Annotated in this window: 26 protein-coding genes and 1 pseudogene; 19 read left to right on the top strand and 8 right to left on the bottom strand. The window is 41.4% G+C overall.

The window, feature by feature from the left end:
- Nucleotides 1-317: 317 nt before the first annotated feature.
- Both EES38_RS06725 and EES38_RS06730 read left to right on the top strand, forming a co-directional pair.
- Nucleotides 318-1,274, top strand: a complete 957-nt coding sequence (locus EES38_RS06725; RefSeq protein ID WP_124936396.1) for a hypothetical protein — start codon at nucleotides 318-320, stop codon at nucleotides 1,272-1,274.
- 89 nt (nucleotides 1,275-1,363) lie between these two features.
- Entirely contained in the window at nucleotides 1,364-2,236 is an 873-nt protein-coding gene (locus tag EES38_RS06730) for a restriction endonuclease (RefSeq protein ID WP_124936397.1), read from the top strand.
- Nucleotides 2,237-2,358: 122 nt separating this feature from the next.
- On the opposite strand, the gene EES38_RS06735 is transcribed toward EES38_RS06730, so the two are convergent.
- Together EES38_RS06735 and EES38_RS06740 are read right to left on the bottom strand one after the other, a co-directional pair.
- Nucleotides 2,359-3,594 carry a DEAD/DEAH box helicase gene (locus EES38_RS06735; RefSeq protein WP_124936398.1) on the bottom strand — a complete coding sequence of 412 codons (1,236 nt, stop codon included), beginning with the start codon at nucleotides 3,592-3,594 and terminating at the stop codon, nucleotides 2,359-2,361.
- 37 nt (nucleotides 3,595-3,631) lie between these two features.
- Nucleotides 3,632-4,108 carry a YehS family protein gene (locus EES38_RS06740; protein WP_124936399.1) on the bottom strand — a complete coding sequence of 159 codons (477 nt, stop codon included), beginning with the start codon at nucleotides 4,106-4,108 and terminating at the stop codon, nucleotides 3,632-3,634.
- A 351-nt stretch (nucleotides 4,109-4,459) separates the two neighbouring features.
- Here EES38_RS06740 and EES38_RS06745 point away from each other — a divergent pair, with 351 nt between their 5' ends.
- Nucleotides 4,460-4,672 carry a cold-shock protein gene (locus EES38_RS06745; RefSeq protein ID WP_439333244.1) on the top strand — a complete coding sequence of 71 codons (213 nt, stop codon included), beginning with the start codon at nucleotides 4,460-4,462 and terminating at the stop codon, nucleotides 4,670-4,672.
- 69 nt (nucleotides 4,673-4,741) lie between these two features.
- On the opposite strand, the gene EES38_RS06750 is transcribed toward EES38_RS06745, so the two are convergent.
- From EES38_RS06750 to EES38_RS06765, 4 genes are all read right to left on the bottom strand, one after another.
- Nucleotides 4,742-5,920, bottom strand: a complete 1,179-nt coding sequence (locus EES38_RS06750; protein ID WP_124936401.1) for an MFS transporter — start codon at nucleotides 5,918-5,920, stop codon at nucleotides 4,742-4,744.
- 190 nt (nucleotides 5,921-6,110) lie between these two features.
- Nucleotides 6,111-6,428 carry an AzlD domain-containing protein gene (locus EES38_RS06755; protein ID WP_124936402.1) on the bottom strand — a complete coding sequence of 106 codons (318 nt, stop codon included), beginning with the start codon at nucleotides 6,426-6,428 and terminating at the stop codon, nucleotides 6,111-6,113.
- Nucleotides 6,425-7,147, bottom strand: coding sequence for an AzlC family ABC transporter permease (locus EES38_RS06760; RefSeq protein ID WP_166434217.1), 723 nt, complete (start codon nucleotides 7,145-7,147; stop codon nucleotides 6,425-6,427). Before EES38_RS06760 ends, EES38_RS06755 begins: the two co-directional genes overlap by 4 nt.
- 117 nt (nucleotides 7,148-7,264) lie before the next feature.
- A complete protein-coding gene (locus EES38_RS06765) occupies nucleotides 7,265-8,110 on the bottom strand; it encodes an AraC family transcriptional regulator (RefSeq protein ID WP_124936403.1) in 846 nt (281 codons plus the stop codon).
- Between the two features lie 208 nt (nucleotides 8,111-8,318).
- Here EES38_RS06765 and EES38_RS06770 point away from each other — a divergent pair, with 208 nt between their 5' ends.
- On the top strand, nucleotides 8,319-8,651 hold the full coding sequence (locus EES38_RS06770; protein WP_124936404.1) for a hypothetical protein: 333 nt from the start codon (nucleotides 8,319-8,321) through the stop codon (nucleotides 8,649-8,651).
- 28 nt (nucleotides 8,652-8,679) lie between these two features.
- Here the strand turns inward: EES38_RS06770 and EES38_RS06775 are convergent, their stop codons facing one another.
- Nucleotides 8,680-10,857, bottom strand: coding sequence for a diguanylate cyclase (locus EES38_RS06775; RefSeq protein WP_166434218.1), 2,178 nt, complete (start codon nucleotides 10,855-10,857; stop codon nucleotides 8,680-8,682).
- A gap of 268 nt (nucleotides 10,858-11,125) precedes the next feature.
- Here EES38_RS06775 and EES38_RS06780 point away from each other — a divergent pair, with 268 nt between their 5' ends.
- The 14 genes and pseudogenes from EES38_RS06780 to EES38_RS06845 all read left to right on the top strand — a co-directional run bounded on the left by EES38_RS06780 (nucleotide 11,126) and on the right by EES38_RS06845 (nucleotide 18,810).
- On the top strand, nucleotides 11,126-11,893 hold the full coding sequence (locus EES38_RS06780; RefSeq protein WP_124936406.1) for an EAL domain-containing protein: 768 nt from the start codon (nucleotides 11,126-11,128) through the stop codon (nucleotides 11,891-11,893).
- 96 nt (nucleotides 11,894-11,989) lie between these two features.
- Complete coding sequence (locus EES38_RS06785) at nucleotides 11,990-12,319, top strand: zinc ribbon domain-containing protein YjdM (RefSeq protein WP_124936407.1); 330 nt, start codon at nucleotides 11,990-11,992, stop codon at nucleotides 12,317-12,319.
- 6 nt (nucleotides 12,320-12,325) lie between these two features.
- Complete coding sequence (locus EES38_RS06790; RefSeq protein WP_124936408.1) at nucleotides 12,326-12,679, top strand: hypothetical protein; 354 nt, start codon at nucleotides 12,326-12,328, stop codon at nucleotides 12,677-12,679.
- Nucleotides 12,680-12,683: 4 nt separating this feature from the next.
- Nucleotides 12,684-12,935, top strand: a complete 252-nt coding sequence (locus EES38_RS06795) for a cysteine-rich CWC family protein (protein ID WP_124936409.1) — start codon at nucleotides 12,684-12,686, stop codon at nucleotides 12,933-12,935.
- Nucleotides 12,936-12,938: 3 nt separating this feature from the next.
- Nucleotides 12,939-13,157, top strand: a complete 219-nt coding sequence (locus EES38_RS06800) for a VF530 family protein (protein ID WP_124936410.1) — start codon at nucleotides 12,939-12,941, stop codon at nucleotides 13,155-13,157.
- A 12-nt stretch (nucleotides 13,158-13,169) separates the two neighbouring features.
- On the top strand, nucleotides 13,170-13,553 hold the full coding sequence (gene gloA2, locus EES38_RS06805; RefSeq protein ID WP_124936572.1) for an SMU1112c/YaeR family gloxylase I-like metalloprotein: 384 nt from the start codon (nucleotides 13,170-13,172) through the stop codon (nucleotides 13,551-13,553).
- Between the two features lie 16 nt (nucleotides 13,554-13,569).
- Nucleotides 13,570-13,908, top strand: coding sequence for a hypothetical protein (locus EES38_RS06810; RefSeq protein ID WP_124936411.1), 339 nt, complete (start codon nucleotides 13,570-13,572; stop codon nucleotides 13,906-13,908).
- Nucleotides 13,909-13,931: 23 nt separating this feature from the next.
- On the top strand, nucleotides 13,932-14,204 hold the full coding sequence (locus EES38_RS06815; RefSeq protein ID WP_124936412.1) for a putative quinol monooxygenase: 273 nt from the start codon (nucleotides 13,932-13,934) through the stop codon (nucleotides 14,202-14,204).
- Between the two features lie 179 nt (nucleotides 14,205-14,383).
- Nucleotides 14,384-15,661 (top strand): Nramp family divalent metal transporter, encoded by a 1,278-nt coding sequence (locus EES38_RS06820; RefSeq protein ID WP_124936413.1) that lies wholly within the window; start codon nucleotides 14,384-14,386, stop codon nucleotides 15,659-15,661.
- A 4-nt stretch (nucleotides 15,662-15,665) separates the two neighbouring features.
- Nucleotides 15,666-16,070: a manganese-binding transcriptional regulator MntR gene (gene mntR, locus EES38_RS06825; protein WP_124936414.1), complete on the top strand. Its 405-nt coding sequence runs from the start codon at nucleotides 15,666-15,668 to the stop codon at nucleotides 16,068-16,070.
- A 233-nt stretch (nucleotides 16,071-16,303) separates the two neighbouring features.
- Nucleotides 16,304-17,383 (top strand): PTS sugar transporter subunit IIC, encoded by a 1,080-nt coding sequence (locus tag EES38_RS06830; RefSeq protein WP_208020404.1) that lies wholly within the window; start codon nucleotides 16,304-16,306, stop codon nucleotides 17,381-17,383.
- A gap of 71 nt (nucleotides 17,384-17,454) precedes the next feature.
- Complete coding sequence (locus EES38_RS06835) at nucleotides 17,455-17,631, top strand: DUF2986 domain-containing protein (protein WP_124936415.1); 177 nt, start codon at nucleotides 17,455-17,457, stop codon at nucleotides 17,629-17,631.
- A 68-nt stretch (nucleotides 17,632-17,699) separates the two neighbouring features.
- Nucleotides 17,700-18,329, top strand: coding sequence for a LysE family translocator (locus EES38_RS06840; RefSeq protein ID WP_124936416.1), 630 nt, complete (start codon nucleotides 17,700-17,702; stop codon nucleotides 18,327-18,329).
- A 53-nt stretch (nucleotides 18,330-18,382) separates the two neighbouring features.
- Nucleotides 18,383-18,810: pseudogene (locus EES38_RS06845) on the top strand (HD domain-containing protein).
- On the opposite strand, the gene EES38_RS06850 reads toward EES38_RS06845, so the two are convergent.
- Nucleotides 18,791-19,699 carry a LysR family transcriptional regulator gene (locus EES38_RS06850; RefSeq protein WP_124936417.1) on the bottom strand — a complete coding sequence of 303 codons (909 nt, stop codon included), beginning with the start codon at nucleotides 19,697-19,699 and terminating at the stop codon, nucleotides 18,791-18,793. The pseudogene EES38_RS06845 and the gene EES38_RS06850 sit on opposite strands and share 20 nt — an antisense overlap.
- A 124-nt stretch (nucleotides 19,700-19,823) precedes the next feature.
- On the opposite strand from EES38_RS06850, the gene EES38_RS06855 reads away from it, so the two are divergent.
- A complete protein-coding gene (locus EES38_RS06855; protein WP_124936418.1) occupies nucleotides 19,824-20,579 on the top strand; it encodes an SDR family NAD(P)-dependent oxidoreductase in 756 nt (251 codons plus the stop codon).
- Nucleotides 20,580-20,703 lie beyond the last annotated feature (124 nt).

Genomic DNA, 20,703 nt, shown 5'->3' on the forward strand with positions numbered 1-20,703 from the left:
GTTTCAGCCAAGACTGGCTGAAACATATTTGCCCCATTTTTGTTTACGAAATATCAGTTCACACAATTCCTTTTATCAATATCCAAACTTAGCAATGACTATGTTCTCGTATAGTTGCATAATGATCAACAATGTCGTCTTTTTAGCTGTTAACCAAGACATTGTCGGCATTTTGTTACGACGAATTTTCGAAAATGATTTTTCCATAAAAAAAATCATGGAGTTGAAGGTTGGTTGAAAAACTGAAACTGAGATTAGGCGGACAATGTCACATGGACACTTTCCACCTAAGAACTGTTAGCCCCTAGGGAAGAAATTTGAGTACTCAGAAACCTTTTTGCCCAATATGCAGCCTATTTAGGGAGTTGCCTCTACATCTTCATGAACTAGCAATATATTGCGAGCTATTGAATGATGAGAAATCTGTATATAAGTTGAATGGGAAAGAAGTCGAAAATTGCGGTACTGCAAAAACAACAAGTATTTCAAAGTGGCTTAGACTAGCTAGTCAGCTTGTATCAGTAGAAATGGATACTTTTAGTTATGAAGTAGCGCATAACTACTGCGAACCTGTAGCAGATGAACTTAGTTCAAATGCAAAGCATGACTCTTCTTTAGCTACTCAAATTACTCGCTTTATGTTCATTTCAAATGCTCTAGAAGAAGCTTACAGACTAACAAGTCACCTTTATGAAAAAGAATATTCAAACTTATTAAGCTCGTCGAAAAAACCAAAACGGCAACGAAATTATTCAGCTCAGTCGGCTTGGCTGTTAGATGAAAAATTCACCTCATTAGATTTTCCTGAACATTATTTTCATAAAGTTGACGGATTGATAGATATTTCAAAATATTACAAAGATATTTTTAAAGTAAGTTTTGATATGGACCTTACCGATAAAAAAACAGCCTCTAGAGGGTTTTCAGCTGTTAGAATCATCAGAAATCATATAGCTCACGCGGTTTTTCCAATTGTGGAAAACCCAGAGTACACCTGGGAATTTGATGACCCTAGAAACAAAAAATTAATATTAACGTTGCTCTTAAGAGCATCACGTTTAGCGGCGATGAATATTCAGGTTATTCTCGGCTTTTCATTTAAGGAATTTAAATCGGAACGCTACGGATACTTTTCAGAAGACCCTGATACTGGAGAAGAGTTTCAAGAAGCTTTTAAACGTGGTGAATATTTAAACCACTTACATATAGATCAAGATTTTGGTTTGAATGAGAGCTCACACTGGGCATGGCGAGACAATGTACTTGAAGGCTAACAAACGCATGTTGCCGGACAGGCTTTCCGCTGCGCTCCAAACCAGCCGAAAATGCGGGCGTTATACCTATTTCGGCAAAGGAGCTAACAATGAGTTATGATCAGTTTGAGTTAGACGAAGACAGTCTTTACTTGAATGGAAAGGTTATAATTGATGGCAGTTTTGATAATTCACTTGAGTGGCTAGTATCACACTTTTCGGAAACAAAGACTTGCCCTATTTGCAAAAGCCACTTGCTTGATTTTTGGTCTCAAAATGAGGAAATTACAGATAGAGTAAGTTTTGACTCAGAGTTTATTAATTTGAAGCTATGTCGCTATTGCAATTACTGGCAGTGGCTACACGAGAATCCATATAAAATCAATACTTACGGTTGTCTTGATCATTATACTCACTCTGGAATATCAAAAATCAGGACTTATGACGAGCTACCTTATTCTTGCCATCATGAACTAGCGGTGGCATTTAGAAGAAATCCTAAGCTTTGGCATACTATAAATCCAACCGAGTTTGAAAAACTCGTTGCTTCTATCTTCAGGGCAAATTACGCCGAATGTGAGGTTATCCACGTAGGTAAACCAGATGACGGAGGCGTTGATGTTATTTTTATCGATTCAGGTGAAAAACAGTGTCTAATTCAGGTAAAACGTCGTGAGTCTGAAAATTCGTCAGAAGGTATTTCAACTATAAGAAATTTGCTCGGTACAATGGTACTAAAGAACTCAGCTTATGGAATAGTAGCCTCGACTGCTGACCACTTTACACACAGAGCAAATGAGGCTGTAGGGCTCGCCCGTAATAAAGGAATGCACTTAGAGCTTATGGACCGTGGTGTTCTAGACCGAATGATTGGTAAACTTCTACCATCAAACCCAGTAGCAGGATTTATATCTGAAAACTACTCATCAAAGGTATCATCTATTTTTTTGTCGAAAATGGCGGGTATCTATGAGGGAGAGTAGGTATAACAAACGTGCAAGTAATCAACATACTTTTCTAATCCGACTATTCGCTATAGAGCATTAGGTCTAAAACGTTAATGTCCAAAATTTTGTTGTGGATGTCTCGATAAGTCATCTGTGGTTTAACTACTAGATCGTTTGCTCCTACCCTGAAATTGCTTGATGCTTTTTTTATTATTTATTCTGCGATTTGCTTGCTTATCCCTTGGAGCTCGCTTGTTTTCTCCAGTAGAAGGTTTGTCTGTCACAGGGAAACCTTCCAGTTCATTTAATGGCAGTTTACGTTGGGTCGTTTGTCTGATTGCGGCCAGATACTCAGCTTCGCCATGGCAAACCAATGACAACGCGATACCTTTTTGTCCCGCCCTTGCGGTACGCCCGATTCGATGTACATAGACTTCTGCGTTTGATGGAAGCTCAAAGTTTATTACAACTGGTAAATTTTCCACATGCACACCGCGAGCTAGTAAATCTGTTGCGATAAGAACATTCACTTTTTGATCTTTAAATCGATTGAGAGTGGCTTCTCTTTCAGTCTGTTCCTTGTTTCCATGTAATGCGGCAGCGGAAATTCCTGCCTTGTTCAATTTCTTACATAGCGTATCAGCGTTCTCTTTGGTTCCGGTGAATACCAAAATCTGATTCCAGTTATTTTGTTGTATTTGGTCAATGAGAGCTTTGGTTTTACTTCCTTTATTGACTAAGTACAATTCTTCTTTGATCGTTTCTGTACTGCTGAGCGTTTCACTCACTTCAATGAACAAAGGTGAATGAAGTAAGGTTTTAGCCTTACTTTGGAGCTGTTCTGGAAAGGTAGCTGAAAACATAAGGGTCTGACGTTGTACCGGCATTATATCAATGATGTGCTGAACGTCTGTCCAAAACCCCATATCCAGCATTCTATCGGCTTCATCGAGAACTACCGTGCTTATATTTTTCGCATCGAATGCATTTTCACTTAATAGCTCAAGAAGTCGACCGGGTGTCGCGACAATGATAGCCGGACTAAGAGCCAGTTCGGCTTTTTGTTGCTCTTTATCAACGCCACCACAAATACATACAGACTTTACATTGATGTTTTTAGAAACTGAACAAAGCGATTCATGAACCTGAGCCGCAAGCTCGCGAGTGGGCACGAGGATGAGTGTTTGGAGATGAGAAGGCTTCTGTATTACTTGTTCCAAGAGAGGCAATCCATAAGCCAATGTTTTACCGCTTCCTGTCTGAGCTATTGCAAGTACATCCTGTTGATTGAGTATCGCAGGAATAGTGAGTGTCTGAATCTCTGTTGGTACGCTAAACGTAGCGGGCAGGGCATCAATCAATTGCTGACTTAGTGATAGCTTAGAAAACGGCATAGTTTATGTCTTATTCTCTCTTATTTAATCTTCAGGATTACTCTGCGTGATTATCTTCTGGGCGCAGCTGCAGTTGAATGCCCATTAGAAAGTTGCGTAGAACCTGGTCCCCACATTCGCGGTAATGTTTATTATCAGGCTTGCGGAAAAATGCACTCAGTTCATGCTTACTCAATTTAAAATCAGCCACTTTTAGTGTTTCAAGAATATCTTCTGCTTTCATATTGAGCGCAATACGAAGCTTGTTAAAGATCATATTGTTGGTTAGGCGGCTTTCTGGTACTGGCTGTTCACCCTCCCGCTTACCACGTTTAGTGTTAATCAAACCATTCAGGAACATGGCCAAATCAGTATCTGTCGCCTCACAATAATCGGTGTCTTCATCCTTTTTCAACCAGTTAGTGATTTGAGCTTTCGCTACTGTGTTATCTGCTGCTGCAAAAATCTCAACCATGTCTGATTCTTTAAAATCGAAGGTGTAGCGGATGCGGCGAAAAATATCGTTATTCGTCATAAGACTTCCTAAGTAAAAGTGCGAACTGCCGGGTTAGGTCTTGGACCGAACAGTTGATGGAACGCACTTTACCACAGCGCGATTAAAAAGCTGCATATCTTTCAGTTTCAACCCTATTTCTTTAAATCCTGCTGGATTGCCTAATTGTTCGTATTATTTTTAATATATGAGACATTTTCATCAATTATATACTTGCCCATTAGACAGATATAACCAATTATTACTAATGCTATCTATCACTTAGAATATTGATCGTTAGCGTTTTATTGAATGGCATTGTTAAGCAGAGTTTCGGGTAAGTTTCGTAATACGCATAATGATAGCCATCTATGTCAGTTTAACTAAATGAAGATTGAGAATATGAGTAAAGGTATAGTTAAGTGGTTTAACGGCGATAAAGGGTTTGGTTTTATTACTCCGGACGATGGGAGTAAAGATCTATTTGTTCATCATTCGGAAATTAAGATGGACGGTTATAAATCTCTTAAGGATGGTCAAAAAGTTGAATTTGAAGTCGGTCAAGGGCAGAAAGGCCCATGTGCGATTAACGTTAAGCCACTCTAAATTAACTTGCCTAACATCGATTGAGTGATGTATTGCAAATAGGGGAGCAAACACTCCCCTATATCTTAATCAGTTGTCTGTTGTAAGCGGTTCTCTATTATCTGATTTATCAGTCACACCAGAGATGATGGCTAAGACTAGCGCGCCTGCAGAGAGTAAACCGCCAGCCCAATTCGGCGATTGAAGGCCAAAGCCAGCAGCAATCACCCAGCCTCCGAACCAAGCACCCACCGCATTCCCCAGATTAAACACGCCGATATTAACAGCGGACGCTAATGTCGATGCTCCAGCAGCCTTGGCTTTATCCATGACCAGTTTCTGAATGGGTGAAACAGTAGCGAAACCGAAAGCGGCCATAAGGAATATACATATTATCGATAAGATTTGGCTTTGTACTGCGTAATTAAAGACAAAAAGAACGATGGCTTGGGCACCGAGCGTAATATAGAGCATCGGCATTAGTGCCTTATCCGCATACTTACCGCCAAAGTGATTCCCAACAAAAAGTCCAAAACCAAATACAAGCATTAGCCATGTAATACTGGAGCTACTAAAGCCAGCGATATCCGTCATCATAGGAGCGATATACGTTATTGCAGTAAAAAATGCACCAGGACCCAATACCGTGATACCCATTGCCAGAAGTACATTAGGATCACTGAACGCTTTAAATTCGTTGATGAATTTCTGGTCTTTAGGTCTTGGTTGATGAGGGATTAGCTTCCACACACTTAAAACCGTTATTAGCCCAATGATGGATACGAGCCCAAAGGTCAGGCGCCAAGATATGTATTCACTGATCCAGGTTCCTGCGGGCACTCCAATAAGATTTGCTACGGTTAATCCCATAAACATAAATGCGATGGCTTGAACGCGTTTTGTTGGCGCAACCATATCTGCTGCAATGATAGAACCCAGACCAAAAAATACACCGTGTGCCAGAGAGGTAACAACTCTTCCGAGGATAGCAACACTAAGGTCTGTAGCAAAAGCCGTGATAAGGTTACCTGCAGTAAACAGAATCATCACGAATATCAACATTGCCTTTCGTGGAACTTTAGAGCCGAAGATAATCAGGGTAGGGGCACCAAAAAACACGCCGAGCGCATAGGAAGTCGCCAGATAGCCTGCAATAGGAATGGTAATTTGAAATTCGTTGGCTATCGCAGGTAGTAGACCCGCGACAATAAACTCGGTGGTGCCGATACCAAAGGCGCCAATAGCAAGTGCCCAAAGAGCAACAGGCATAGTATCTCCTCAATGAAAGCGAATTAATTATTATTTAGTGGGTTATATTAATCGCAATGCGTGAAGCGATAAACAGGCGCTCAGTATTATCAATGTAGATATAATTTCTACTTATTAAAAAGAGCTAGTGAAAATATCTCCATCTAAATAGGAACGTTTAATGAGTCTTAAGTCCTCTCTTATGTTTGGATTATATAAATACTACCAAATTCAACACTAAAAAAACCGCCATACTGCTTACTGTTGTCAGTAGGACATTCTTCGTTTTCCAAGCCAGAATTGCTGCTAATAAGGCTGACCAAAGAAAAGGATTGTTTGGTGCTAGCCATAATGCTTTTTGATGAGTAAACACAATGGGTGCCCAAATTGAGGTCAGTACGGCAGGTCCCGAATAACTGAGCAAACGTTGTATCGCAGGGCTGAGTTTTAACGGAAGTCTTGGTTCGAGAAATACATATCGACTGAAGAAGACTAACGCCGTCATTAATAGGATCATTAGCAGTATCATATCTGTTCTCCCTTAAGTTTCTCGGTTACATAGCCGGCTAACATTGCTCCTATGCTTGCGACAATGAGACTACCGCCAAACTGAATTACGGTCAGGCCAACAGATAAAACGATGGCAGTTAAGACTGCAGCCACAACTGATAAGCTTTTGATATTGGGAATGACGATTGAGATAAACGTCGCAGCGACAGCGAATTCAAGTCCTAACTGGTTCAGTTGAGGGATGAGGCTGCCAGCAACGATACCGATTAGGGTAGCCAAGTTCCAAGCCAAATAGAAACTGAGTCCAGCGCCCAGCACATACCAACTATTGAACTGCTTATCATTTTGTTGGCCGCATATGGCGAATAGTTCATCGGTTAATAAAAAGCCCAACAATAAACGCCATCGTATAGGTAAAGGACTGATTTTATCGCGCATCGATATGCTGTAGAGAAAGTGGCGTGACGTTATGAACAGTATCGTAACGAGCATGGTCACTAAACCCGCACCGGCTTTCATCATTCCGATTGCAACCAGTTGTGCTGAGCCAGCGAATAAAATTGCAGACAGAGCCTGGCTCTCAAATGGGTTTAATCCTGCATCAAGCGCGAATGAGCCAGCCAGTAGTCCCCAGGGTAAAACTGCTACACTCAGTGGGAACATAGCGAGGGTTCCTTGCCAAAAGAGTCGGGCTTTCGATTCGGTGTAAGTGTGTTGAGACAACAAGGTACTGCTCATAGTAATTATCCTGACGCTAAATGTTCGTTTTTAAGATGTATCGGTAGTCGTTATCGACTGACACCATGACATCACAATCAGGGTTGTAAGACTTGTACAAAGTTGCTGGGTGAAACCTTAACCGAATTTATGCTGAATATACTGCTTTGGAGTGATTCCCATCGCCTTTTTGAAATGGCGGTGAAGGTGACTCTGATCGTGAAAACCAGATTCCTGAGCCGTATCAGAAATTGAATGTCCTGCTTTTAAGAGCTTGCGGGCGTAGCGGAGTCTTGACTGAATTTGGTAGGCATGAGGCGGAAATCCAAACTGCTTTTGAAATGCTCTCACCAAATGAAATGGGCTTATACCCGCTAATTTTGCCAGTTCTTCTAACGATACATCTGACTGCGGAAAATCGTCGAGAAACTCTTTTACCTGAGTTAGCTGTCGTTGGGCGTTAGAGGTTTCAACGGGCTTTGGTGGTGTTTTACCATGGCGAGCCATGAGTTTAACTAGACTGGCGTAAACCAGAGTTTCTCTTAGTAGTCGATTGTCCGATTTTTCTAGGGTATCAAAGACTAAACGGAATTGATTTGCGAGTTCTGCATCATGAACGACGGCTTCCGGAAAGTAGGGGGCGCCATAACCAGGGTTGCCAAGCTCTTGAGTGATAGTTTGAAATTGCTCCGGCAATGGATACATTGCTTTATACGCCCATCCACCCTCAACTGCAGAATGACCCGTATGCATTTCGTCAGCATTCACAAGAATAATACTGTCTTGTGGCGCAACGTGGTCACCACCGGTCCGATAAAAGCGTTGCGCCCCGCGCTCAATAACACCAACCGTATAACCTTCATGACTGTGACGGGAAAAATTTTGAGTTTCATATTGGGCATCAAGCAGCTCAATTCCTCCAAGTTCTTCGGCCACTTGAAACTTAGCACTTTCCTTAGATTTAGAAGGTTGTTGCTTATCCATAATTTACTCTTAGTACGACGGCACTACAGTCTACTGCAAAGCTTACTGCATTTTTTGTACAAAATTGCTTTAATAAAGCAATGTAAGATATGAATTGAGCTATTTGTTGTATTTAAATTGAAGAAAGCCTTCCAATCATCAATTTGCCTCTGTTATTCCTATCCTGTATAACCATCAGCGTTTTAATATCAATTGGCTGGTGGACTCTATGAAAAAAACGGATAAGAAACTCGAGAATCAACTTCGTCTGGTGCTAACCGAAGTCTGTGAAGTAGCTAAGGAATGCTTTGAAGGGTTCGACTGGTTAACTCATAGCGTAAACTACAATAACTTTCCCCATTCACTCATGATTACTTGTGTTTTCAGTACCAACCATCACCTTGAATTAGCGGATAAGGCAGAGTGTTACTCTCTGATAAAACGTAAATTGAGCTCAATAAGTATCAATTTGAAATCCATTGAAAAGCACGTTCGTTTTGATACAGAGGAAAATTGTTCCCGTGAGCATGATGGTAAATGGAATAAACGTTTAGCGTCTTAATGGGTTTTCTCTAATAAGCTCTGATCCTCTAACTAGTTACGACCCTATTTCTACCTTGTTCTTTTGCTTGATAGAGCGCTGTATCAGCACGAGTGATAAGGGCTTCCTTATTCTTATCACCTTCTCTGAACTGAGTAACGCCAAAGCAACTGGTGAGATGCCCTACGGTGGGGAAGGAATATTCCTCTATGATTGTCCGTAGTTTTTCCGCCAGCATACTTGCTGACTCCAAATTCGTATTTGGGCAGATGACAATGAATTCTTCTCCTCCCCATCGACCAACGCAGTCGGTTCGTCGAGTGTTTTTATTTAAAATATTCGCCAGTTCAACGAGTACTTCGTCGCCAACGAGGTGTCCATAGGTATCGTTTACGCGCTTGAAATGATCCAGATCCATCATCATAAAAGACAGGTTATTTCCGTAGCGAGTCTCTCTTTCTATTTCACTATTGGCGACTTCATCAATGTGGAGGCGGTTATAAAGACCTGTCAGTTGATCGTGTATTGAAAGCTCTTCAGCTCGTTTTTTATCGGTAATTTCCTGACTGACTTCTGAGTAACCAATTTTTTCACCAAACTCATCATAAACGGGAGCATAGGTCGATTTTAACCAGTAATCCTCACCAGACTTATTTCGATTTTTAATCTCATGTTTCCAAATCTGATTTGTCTTTAACGCTTCCCATAACTCTTTATAGTAAGAGTCTGGAGTGTCGGGATGGCGGATTAAATTATGCCTTTTTCCGATAAGCTCTTGTTTTTTAAATCCAGACACTTTACTAAAGGCTTGAGATACTTCAGTAATGACGCCATTGAGGTCCGTCTTTGATGTGATAATGTTTTTATCAATGAGTTTTAAGTGCTGTTCTTTTTCTAATTCACCGCGGCGGCGATCAGTAATATCCTGATTGGTACCAACCAGTAAGGCTACATTACCTTCAGAATCTAATAGTGGGTTTGCTGATGCTTGTATTGTTCGTCGTGACCCGTCAGAAACCGTAATCGAGTAGACAGAACGAAATGCTGTTTTATTTTCGATTGCCGATACGAGGTCGTTGACTGCCTGTTCGCGATCACTCTTACGTACCACTTTTTTCCACTGAGCAAAGTTGAGTGGATGGTCGACATCAAATATTTTATACATTTGGTCATCCCAAAGCATTTCTTCTGTTTTGGGGTTCCATTGCCATATTCCTAGATTAGCTGATTGGGCTGCGGCCTTTAATTTCAGTGAGTCGATTTCGTGATGGCGTTTAATTTCATTCAGAGAAGTAACATCTTTGACGGAGGCATAGATAAACCTATCACCTTCAATATCAATCAGTCGACAGCTTACTAGTGCATCGTAAACTGACCCATCTTGGCGTTTATGTTTGCTTTCGAATAAGGTGATTTTGTCGGTTGAAAGAGAATTAATGATTGTCTGAATCTGCTCGGAAGCAAGCTCTGTATCCCAATCAAATATTGTAAGCTTTGGCATAGATTGGTAACTATAGCCAAGCATTTCTGCTGATCTATCGCTGTACATTTCTACTTTACCTTCCAGTGATAGAATCATAGAACCGTCAGGAGAATACTTCACCAATCGCTCAAACTTCTCTTTGGTTTTTATTATCTGAGCTTCGCTGGTTCGAATCTTTCGAAACGTGGGTATGAAAATAAAGAGATATTCAATCAAAAGGGTTATTAGCGAGCCTAACAGAATGAATTGTTCTTTTTTACGTAAGGACTGCGTGATCTTTTCGGATTCTTTTTGGTAGGCACTAACGGCAAAGTCAAGCTTTGGTAGTAGTAAAGACGATTGATTAATTATGCTATCAACATAACTTCTTGTCATGACATGGGAGGATTTGCTGTTCAGTTCAATGTAATCACGGACTTTTTTGTTCAGTTCGTAAGGTGTTGAAAAGTAGATTTTATGAATATCAGCAGACGGGATATGAGTCACCAGGTATTCGTGGTCCATGACCATTTGTGCAATCAGCTTACTTTTTTCTGCGATTAATTGCTGATTATTCTCTTGTGAGATGCGCATGGTTAGCAGTGCCGTTCTTTGTGATAGCATTCGCTGCTTGCCACTTTTATTGATGAGCTCTGCGTAGATATTTTGCTTTGCAATCTGTTCACCCATAGTGAAATAGGCAAAGAGAATCCATCCTGCTAAAGATAAAAATATTAGAATGTAAAAATTTCTTATACCAATCAATGAATTGTCCTTATTCATAGCTTGTTTTAATCAATATACCTTAAATATCATACCGATAATGTACAATTTTGTAATGTGACAAAGATTCATGTTTGAGTTGTGAGATGTTGGCAATTTTTGGGCGTAAGTATTCGATATATGTCGAATTAGAAATCTCGAAGATACGTACTTGAGGACGGATTTCAAATATAAAGCAGGATAAGATTGAAAACGTATAACCTCTGTTCTAATCTGGGATCCACCCCTTTAACAAAAAGGCTCAGCGTTCATGACTCATCATACTTCGGTAAAATTAGGTATTGAATGTGGAAATTGTCAGTCACGACCGAAGCTTGAGTTTGATTTCTCAATGGCTTTTCAGCCGATTGTTAACTGCCGAACAAAGGAAATATTCGGGTATGAGGCTCTCGTAAGAGGGGTTAATGGTGAATCAGCCTATTCTATCATTCAAAAAGTCAACGCATCTAATCGTTATTGGTTCGATCAACAATGTCGTGTTAAAGCGATACAGCTTGCCGCTAAGTTGAAAATCCCATCCCTGCTTAGTATTAATTTTTTACCGAACGCTATCTACAAGCCAGAGCGATGCATTCGCACAACGTTGGAAGCGGCGAAAAACTTTGGTTTTCCCGCAGAGCGTATAATGTTTGAATTTACCGAAGTAGAAAAGATTGACGATAGTCAACATATCCAACGAATTATTAATTGTTATCGTGAATTAGGATTCAAAACTGCGATTGATGATTTTGGTTCCGGTTACTCGGGCCTAAGCTTGTTGACTGGATTTAAAACTGACTTAATCAAAATTGATATGGAGTTAATCCGTGCTATTGACTCAGACAAGACGCGGCAATCTATTGTTGCCCACTCTTTAGCCATTTTTAATGATTTAGGAATAACGCCCATTGCAGAGGGAATTGAAACTGAAGCTGAATATTTATGGTTAAAAAGCGCTGGAATTGATTTGATGCAAGGGTACTTGATTGCAAAGCCGGGCTTTGAATGTTTACCCGATGTCTATTTTCCTCAATCTTAAGTCTCGTCAGTGATAGTGAAATTGGCCCTCGTCCTCGCCTTAGCCCATAAGAGCGTTTATGATGTCTGTTTGATCAAAATAGTGAAGAGCTAAATTATGTCTTTCCCTGCGTGCCCCAATTGTTCGTCTGAATATGTTTATCAAGATCAGTCTCATTTGATCTGTCCCGAATGTGCTTACGAATGGAATCCTGATGAGATAGAAGAGACACTTGAGTTCAAAGATGCGAACGGCACGGTGCTAGCTGAAGGCGATAAGATTACTCTCGCCAAGGATCTTAAAGTAAAAGGGAGTTCTCAGGTGCTGAAAATTGGCACGAAAGCGGTGATTAAGCGGATTGTTGATGGTAAAGATCACCAACTGGACTGCAAAATTGATGGTGCTGGTGAAATGTGGGTCACAGCCAAATTTGTAAAAAAGGCCTAGATAGTTATGAGTATTTCCTCTCTCTCGGAAGATGATATCGTCGCAATTGCTGACCCCATCATGGATCGGCTCATGGTGGCTTCAACAGCAATCGATTATGAGCAGCATATTGCTGATTTCACACCACGTTTGAAGAGGGTGCTATCAGCCGATCGTTTTGAGTCTATTTGCAAAGAATATCAGCAGGAGAAAGGTGTTTTTGCTGAGCGTGAATTGGTTGCTATTTTTAAGCGTACTGATTCGGTTGCTATCGTCTGGCGGCAGAAATTTACTTTAGCGCAAGGTGATTATGTTGCCGAGATGGTACTCGTGGAAGGTGACGACGGACGGTACTTATGTGACCACGTCATGGTGTTCTAACGAAATGAAAATCCACGCAGTAGCTCCTGACCCCCTAATTTGTCCTATCTGCGACAAAGCTAACCAGTGTATCAATTTAGGTTCAGCAGATATCGAAAAAACTTGTTGGTGTAATGATCCAAACATTACTTTCCCTGAAGCATTACTGTCAAAAATCCCACCAGATAAGAGACGCAAGGCCTGTGTTTGTAAAGCATGTGCGCTAGAATACCAAAAGTCGAATAAATGTGATTCTAAAAAGAGTGAGAGCCAATAAATCATGAATCAACCACAGCCAAATAATCCATTACACGGTCTTACTTTAGAGAAAATTTTGACTCGCCTTGTCGAGCATTATGGATGGGATGGACTTTATGCTGAAATTAATGTGAACTGCTTCTATAACCAGCCTTCTATCAAATCATCATTAAAATTTTTGCGTCGTACTCAGTGGGCGAGAGACAGAGTAGAAGCGTTATATATTCAAACTTTTGTGTAAGGAAGGCTCTTGATTCTAGAAGGTATTCACCACGTTGCTATAATTTGTTCAGACTACGATAAATCCAAGGAGTTTTATACTAAAACGCTTGGGTTAAAAATTCTTGCTGAACATTACCGTGAAATGAGACGCTCGTATAAATTGGATTTGGAGTTACCAAATGGTAATCAGATTGAGCTTTTTTCATTTCCCAATCCGCCTAAACGGGTTTCTAATCCTGAAGCCCGAGGACTGAGACACTTAGCGTTTATTGTCGAGTCGGTAGAGAAATATACGAGCTACTTGATTTCTAAAGGAATCACAGTTGAGCCAATTAGAGTCGATGAGTTTACGGGTAAGCGTTTTACTTTTTTTCAAGATCCAGACGGCCTACCTCTTGAGCTTTACGAGAAATAGCTAAAACGGAGAGAAAATGGAGAACCTTTCATGTTACGTACTATCGTTACAACATCCGGTTTCTGATCTGAAATTGATTAATCTGGAAACAGAAAATACCCGCTATTTCGATGATGGTGTGTGGATTGAATCTTCCAGCGAACTTGCTACGTTTTCTAATGGGGTTGTTCTACGTAAGCAACAGGAAATTGATCACGAAGATAATCCGGAAGTGGTTTGTGATGAATGCTGGATATGTTATGAGGTGATTTCTGCTCCTGATCAGTTGAATATTACACCGAAGAAAAAGGTATTTACCAATCGTTGTCAGGAATCTTTCTGGCTCAAAATGACACAACAACAGTTATCTGAATAACGTGCTGCATAACAGGGAAAGCTATGCCGAAAGTAATTTTACAAGGGTACATTCTCGTACCGAAAAATGATCTCGCCGCTGTACACAGAGAATTGCCTAATCATAAGCTGCTCACAAAGGCTGAGCCAGGATGTCTTACATTTGATGTCACGCCAGATAGCTCCAACTTTTTACGTTTTAATGTTTACGAAGAGTTTACCGATCGTGAAGCGTTTGAGCATCACCAACGTAGAGTGAAAGCCTCTGTTTGGGGTGAGGTAACAAGTAATGTAGAGCGTTTTTATAAGGTGTCATAGCCAGATTAAATCGCCTTTTGTTATGTTCATTGTATGAATAGCAGTCAATTAATCATTCGTTGTTTAAATGTAATTGATAATCACTCTCATCGTGATAGGTAAAAACGATTAGATTTTGAGCATGGATTTAACCGAAGATAAGGATATTAACCAAGGTTAACTTATGTGAGGGCGGTTAAATGCTGCAATCAATTTCGAATCGTTCTATCCAAGGGCGAGCTGCAAGTATTCTTCGCGGTGATGCTAAGGGATTTAGCTGGCTGGTCATGTTTGGTCCGGCGTTAATTGCCGCCGTTGCTTATGTCGATCCCGGTAATTTTGCCACCAATATAGAAGCCGGCGCGAGGTACGGATATGCATTATTATGGGTAGTCTTAGCGGCAAACCTAATGGCGATGCTGATTCAAGGACTGTCGGCTCGCTTGGGTGTGGCTACGGGTAAAAACTTAGCTGAAGTCATAAGAGACCGATACCCAAGACCAGTCGTCTGGTTTTACTGGATTCAGGCAGAAGTCGTTGCTATTGCCACGGACTTAGCTGAATTCCTTGGGGCGGCACTTGCTTTCAATCTTCTGTTTGGTATTCCCATGATCTACGGGGCCGTTCTGACGGGTATTATTACTTATATTGCTTTGCTGAGTCAGCGTTTTGGTTTTCGTTTAATGGAAATCATCATTGGAGCGGTCATTATGGCGATCGCCAGCGGTTTTGCGGTTGAGTTATTCCTAAGTCGACCGGATATGGCTGATCTAGCACACGGTTTATTTGTTCCAAGTTTCCCTGATAGCTATGCCATTTATTTAGCCGCTGGCATTTTAGGGGCGACCATAATGCCGCACGTGATTTATCTTCACTCTTCTTTGGCCAAAGATCGGGTTCAGGTTAACAATGATGATGACAAAAAGGCCGTTGCACGATTTTATCGTTGGGACGTCATCCTTGGTATGGCGTTAGCTGGAATTGTTAATATGGCGTTGTTGGCTTTGGCTGCATCCACCTTTCATGCCCATGGACATGAAAATGTTGCCACCATTACAGAGAGTTATAAATTACTTTCACCGTTAATGGGCGGACAAGCCGCTAGCGTAATTTTCGGCCTGGGGCTTTTATTAGCAGGACTCTCTTCTTCCATCGTTGGAACGATGTCGGGTCAGGTATTAATGCAAGGGTTTGTGCATTTTACGATTCCCATTGGTGTAAGAAGACTGATCACTATGATTCCTGCACTAGCGGTCATCATGCTTGGTGTCGATGAGCAGAAAGCGCTGGTTGCTAGTCAGGTTATCTTGAGTTTTGGGATTCCTTTTGCTCTTGTACCATTGCTTATTTTTACTGCTCGACGATCTATCATGGGCAATATGGTCAATAACTCAAAAACGACTATCCTCGGCGGCTTGATTTGTGCGTTAATTATCGGATTAAATATCTATGTTATCTACTACACTATTGCCGCCTAATATTATGTCAAACTCAAAGCAAAGTTCGTATTTTACCAAGGTTAAAGAGGATCACCAGGCTGAGCTGGTTGAAGACTATGTTGAAGAAATCGCAGATTTGTATGCCACTTATGGTGAAGTAAGAAGTGCTGATCTAGCTAAGCGATTTGGTGTCAGCGCAGCAGCGGTTTCAAAGTACATTGCTCGACTAAAACTTCAGGGATTGGTCGAGTCCGCGCCATACCGTGGGATTTTTCTAACCGAACAAGGAAAGGCATTAGCCACTAAAGTTGCAGAAAGACATGACGTTGTGTTTCGAACATTAGTCAAACTCGGTGTGCCGGAAGCAAATGCAAGAGCCGATGCTGAGGGAATAGAACATCACTGCAGTGAAGAAACTGTTGCGGCTATGAAACAGTTCTTGAGTTAAATTTTTAAAGCGTAGGTAAGTTTCTATTTCAGATGTTGAAAGATACCGATCTTCCTCAAATTTAAGTTAATTGGTTTCTAGTAGACTTTTTTACGCATTAATTTGACTTAATTTTTTTGCAGTATTTAATGTTGCACCTACTATTTGGTGTTTTTTCTGCATGTCACGTAATACTTTTTTGAGAGTTTTCTCTTATCCCCCTTTAGACATGCAGTGTGACAAAGGAGAAGTCTATGTCTTCACATGCGGGAGAAGTGTCTGCATTTAAGGCCTTTTTAATTAAGAAAAACGTAGAATTGTCGTGGCGGCAATATGCGATTGATGCATTGGGCGCAATGGCTCATGGTCTGTTTGCATCGCTGCTTATTGGCACGATAATGAAAACGATCGGCGCAAAGTTGGATATTCCTCTATTGGTCTCTATGGGGGGATACGCAGCGGCGGCAACAGGTGCGGCTATGGCGGTTGCGATTGGATATGCCTTGAAAGCACCGCCATTGGTGCTCTTTTCATTAGTCGCAGTCGGTGGGGCAGCCAATGCACTAGGTGGTGCTGGTGGTCCATTAGCTGTATTGATCATCACGATAGGTGCGGCAGAGATTGGTAAGTTAATCTCGAAGGAAACTAAGGTCGATATTATCGTCACTCCGTTTGTTACCATCTTCGTGGGCTCATTATTGGCTCTATTGTTGGCTCCTTCGATTGGTCAGGCTGCAAGTTCTGTTGGTCAGTTGATCATGTGGGCAACAGAGTTACGCCCTATCGTCATGGGGATCATCGTTGCGGTTATCATCGGGATTGCGCTTACTCTTCCTATCAGCAGTGCAGCAATATGCGCCGCTCTAGGGATTACAGGGTTAGCTGGTGGAGCCGCACTGGCCGGATGTTGTGCACAGATGATTGGTTTTGCCGTGATTAGTTTTCGAGAAAACCGTTGGGGTGGCTTGCTCTCGCAAGGTGTTGGGACTTCTATGCTTCAAATGCCTAACATTGTGAAGAATCCACGTATATGGATTGCTCCAATACTGACGTCCGCCATTACCGGACCTTTAGCGACAACATTGTTTGCACTAAAAATGAATGGTCCCGCTGTTGCTTCTGGAATGGGGACATGCGGTTTAGTGGGTCCTATTGGTGTTTATACTGGTTGGCTTAATGATATCGCATCGGGCGAAAAGTTAGCGATTACGAGTATGGATTGGTTAGCATTGGGCCTGATTTGTTTTGCACTTCCTGCCGTCATCGCGCCTGTTATTCATCATTTCGTCAAAAAAGCCGGTTGGGTGAAAGAAGGGGATATGGTTCTGAGTTAAGGTTCGCTATCACTCAAAGCCGAATCAAGCTAGAATGCGCCCATCAATTCGATGGGCGCATTTAATTTTTTATGAACAGAAAAAAGAAAATCAACGAGACACTCAAGAAAAAACTCAAAAAGCGGAATGCAAAACTGCATCAAAGTAACAAGCCTAAGTATATCTCCAAGGCAGAGAGAGCAAGATTAGCTGAGTTGGACAATGCAGACTCCAAACCAGAAACGGCAGATGAGGTCGTGGGCGAGTAACAGCCCAACATTCACTTTTACAGCATATGTGATACAATTGAGTATTCTTTGAGCTCAATGGATCTATCATGGAACTGCATTCACTTCTTCTGTTCGTCATCGCTTGCTTATCAATTAACTTAATACCCGGTCCGGATGTGATTTATATCGTGTCAAATACGATGAAAGGTCAACGTTCGAGTGGGATGCGAGCAGCATTTGGATTGGGTACGGGATATTTTGTCCATACACTGGCGGCTTGCTTCGGACTCTCCGCCATTATCATGAGTTCCGCGTTACTGTTTAGTATTATCAAATGGGCTGGGGCGCTCTATCTTCTCTATCTTGGAATCATGTCTCTACGAGCCATGTATCGTGGTTCTTCAACCATAAGTAACATTCAGAATACGAATCTATCTTCACACGGTGTTTTTAAACAAGGTGTTGTAGTGAGTCTACTTAACCCAAAAGTGGCTCTTTTTTTCCTATCTTTTCTACCGCAGTTTATCGAGGTTTCATCAGGCTCTGTTACTCTTCAGCTGTTTTCTCTGGGTCTGGTATTTAGTCTTTTGGCCACACTTTGTAATGTAATTTATGCCGTTGTAGGACAGTGGTTACTGAAAGGCGAAAAAGCCAAACGTTACTCTAGAATACTAGAAGGGGTATCGGGTGTTCTTTTGATCGGATTAGCCGGAAAGATAGCGTTTAGTCAGCGTTAATATAGATAATTAAGGGAATTTCAGTGTGAGAGCTACAGTCGATTATTAGCTTCATAGTTGAAATAGAAAAATTAAAATCCGTTGAACGTAAGACCAAACCTATCGGTTTAGATCGGTATGAAAACTCCGCAGAGCACAGCTGGCATGTCTGCCTCAGTGCTCTAATGCTGAAAGATTATGCGAACGAGCCTATCAATATAGATCGTGTTATCAAATGCTGCTTATTCACGATCTGGGTGAGATTGATGCAGGTGAGTCACCCGATGCAATTTTTGCAAAGGCCATCGATCGTATTCCACCTCTGTTACATAATATTCATGGTGACGGGCATAGCTGGCAAAAGCATAAGGTCACTAAAGATAAGGTGCTTACTTTTAATGGGCAGCGGATTTCTCAAGGAAGCCAACCCCTATGGAACGAACTCGAAGCACTCATTATAGATGCAGCCGATCGTGGTTTGCTTAAATCGGATTATGATTAAATTTTTTAAACACTGTTTCGAGCCAATTAATGAATGCAGAGACTTTTTTCGGCATGTATTGGCGTGATTCATAGACGACAGAAACGGGCATAGGGGTGCAGCGATAGTCGTTTAGTACTTCGATTAGAGCTCCAGACTCCAGGTAGGTTTCCATACCCACTTTAGGTACTTGAATGATACCAAGACCTCTCAAGCAGGAGGCGGTGTATGCCTCTGTTGTGCTTACTGTTACTCGGTACGGCATTTGACTATGGTGAATCTTCTCGTTTAACACGTATTCAAACCCATTAGCCTGGTGATTGCTCCCGGAGGAGTAACCGATCAGATAATGATTCTTGAGGTCCTCCAGACTCCTTGGAATCCCAAATCGATCGCGATATTCAGCACTGACGCAATTAATGATCTCCATGGTACCGATACGCCTTGCGATCAGAGTACTGTCTTCTAATTCCCCTACACGAACTACAAAATCGACTCTCTCCTTTATCGGATTAATACGATAGTCCGCGCCCAATAGTTTTACGTGGGTTTTTGGATGCATCGCGAACCAGTTCTCTATCTTTGGCAAAACAACCTTGGTATAAAAACTTCCCGGCATATCCACATAGATTGTACCGCGTAACTCATCTGTTTGTTGCTGGAAGTGATGTTCAAATTCATCCAGTTCGCTGAGAAACTTTTCGCATCGTGGTTGATATTCTTGTCCGGCTTCTGTCAAGGTCACGTTTCTGGTACTGCGATGGAGTAAACGTACTTTGAGGTGATCCTCTAACTTACTTACCGAGGTTGAAATGGCAGATTTGGGGACACCCAGTACATCGGCTGCTAAAGTAAAGCTGCCGGAATGTGCAACCGCTAAAAAGCGTTTCATTGCTTCAATTCTATCCATGATTATTCTTCAACTGTTCATTTTATATGAACAGTGTTATTGGATTTAGCCAATTTATCAATAGTAATTTCTTGCCTAAACTAAAACCCAGTTATCGAAGTCAGCAACCATTGAAAGGATATTTATGAATAAGTTAATACTCATTACTGGTGGAAGTCGTGGTCTGGGGAAAAGTGGCGCTTTGGCATTAGCAGAGCGCGGAGTGGATGTGATTTTTACCTACCACGCCAATAAAGCTGCGGCCGACGAGGTTGTTTCCTTGATTAAGGAAAAAGGGGGAAAAGCATCAGCAATGCAATGTGATACCAGAGATGTCCACTCTTTCGATTCATTTGTAGCGCAATTAAAGCAAATTCTTAGACAGGAGTTTGGTCGGGATACGATAGATTATCTGCTCAATAATGCTGGAACGGGAAGCCATTCTCCAATTCTCGAAACATCAATCGATGAGCTCGATGATATGTTGGCGATTCACGTGAAAGGGCCGTTTTTTCTTACACAGAAATTGATTCCGCTGATTACTGATGGTGGTCACGTCGTTAATGTATCCTCAGGGTTAGCAAGATTCTCTCTACCTGGTTCAGGCCCATATGCAATGGCTAAGGGAGCAGTCGAAGTAATGACACGCTACATGGCTAAAGAGTTTGCCAGTCGTAATATCAGAGTCAATACACTTGCACCTGGGGCTATTGCGACTGATTTTCGTGACGGAGCGATACGTGGTAGTGAACAGGCTCAGCAGATGGTGTCATCTATTACTGCTTTAGGTCGAGTAGGTGAAGCCGAAGATATCGGAAAAATTATTGCCGTCATGTTCAGCGAAGGTTTTGATTGGGTAACGGGGCAAAGAATAGAAGCATCCGGTGGTATGTTCCTATAATTTATTTGAATTGTTAATTAATTAATAATTTTATTAAATGATAATAGTGGTCGTACCTTACTGTTTTATGTCGGCATAAGCTGTAAAAAATGAATATAGTTAGTCGAAGATGACATAAAGTTCA

The sequence above is a fragment of the Vibrio viridaestus genome (assembly GCF_003856525.1).
GTDB lineage: Bacteria > Pseudomonadota > Gammaproteobacteria > Enterobacterales > Vibrionaceae > Vibrio > Vibrio viridaestus.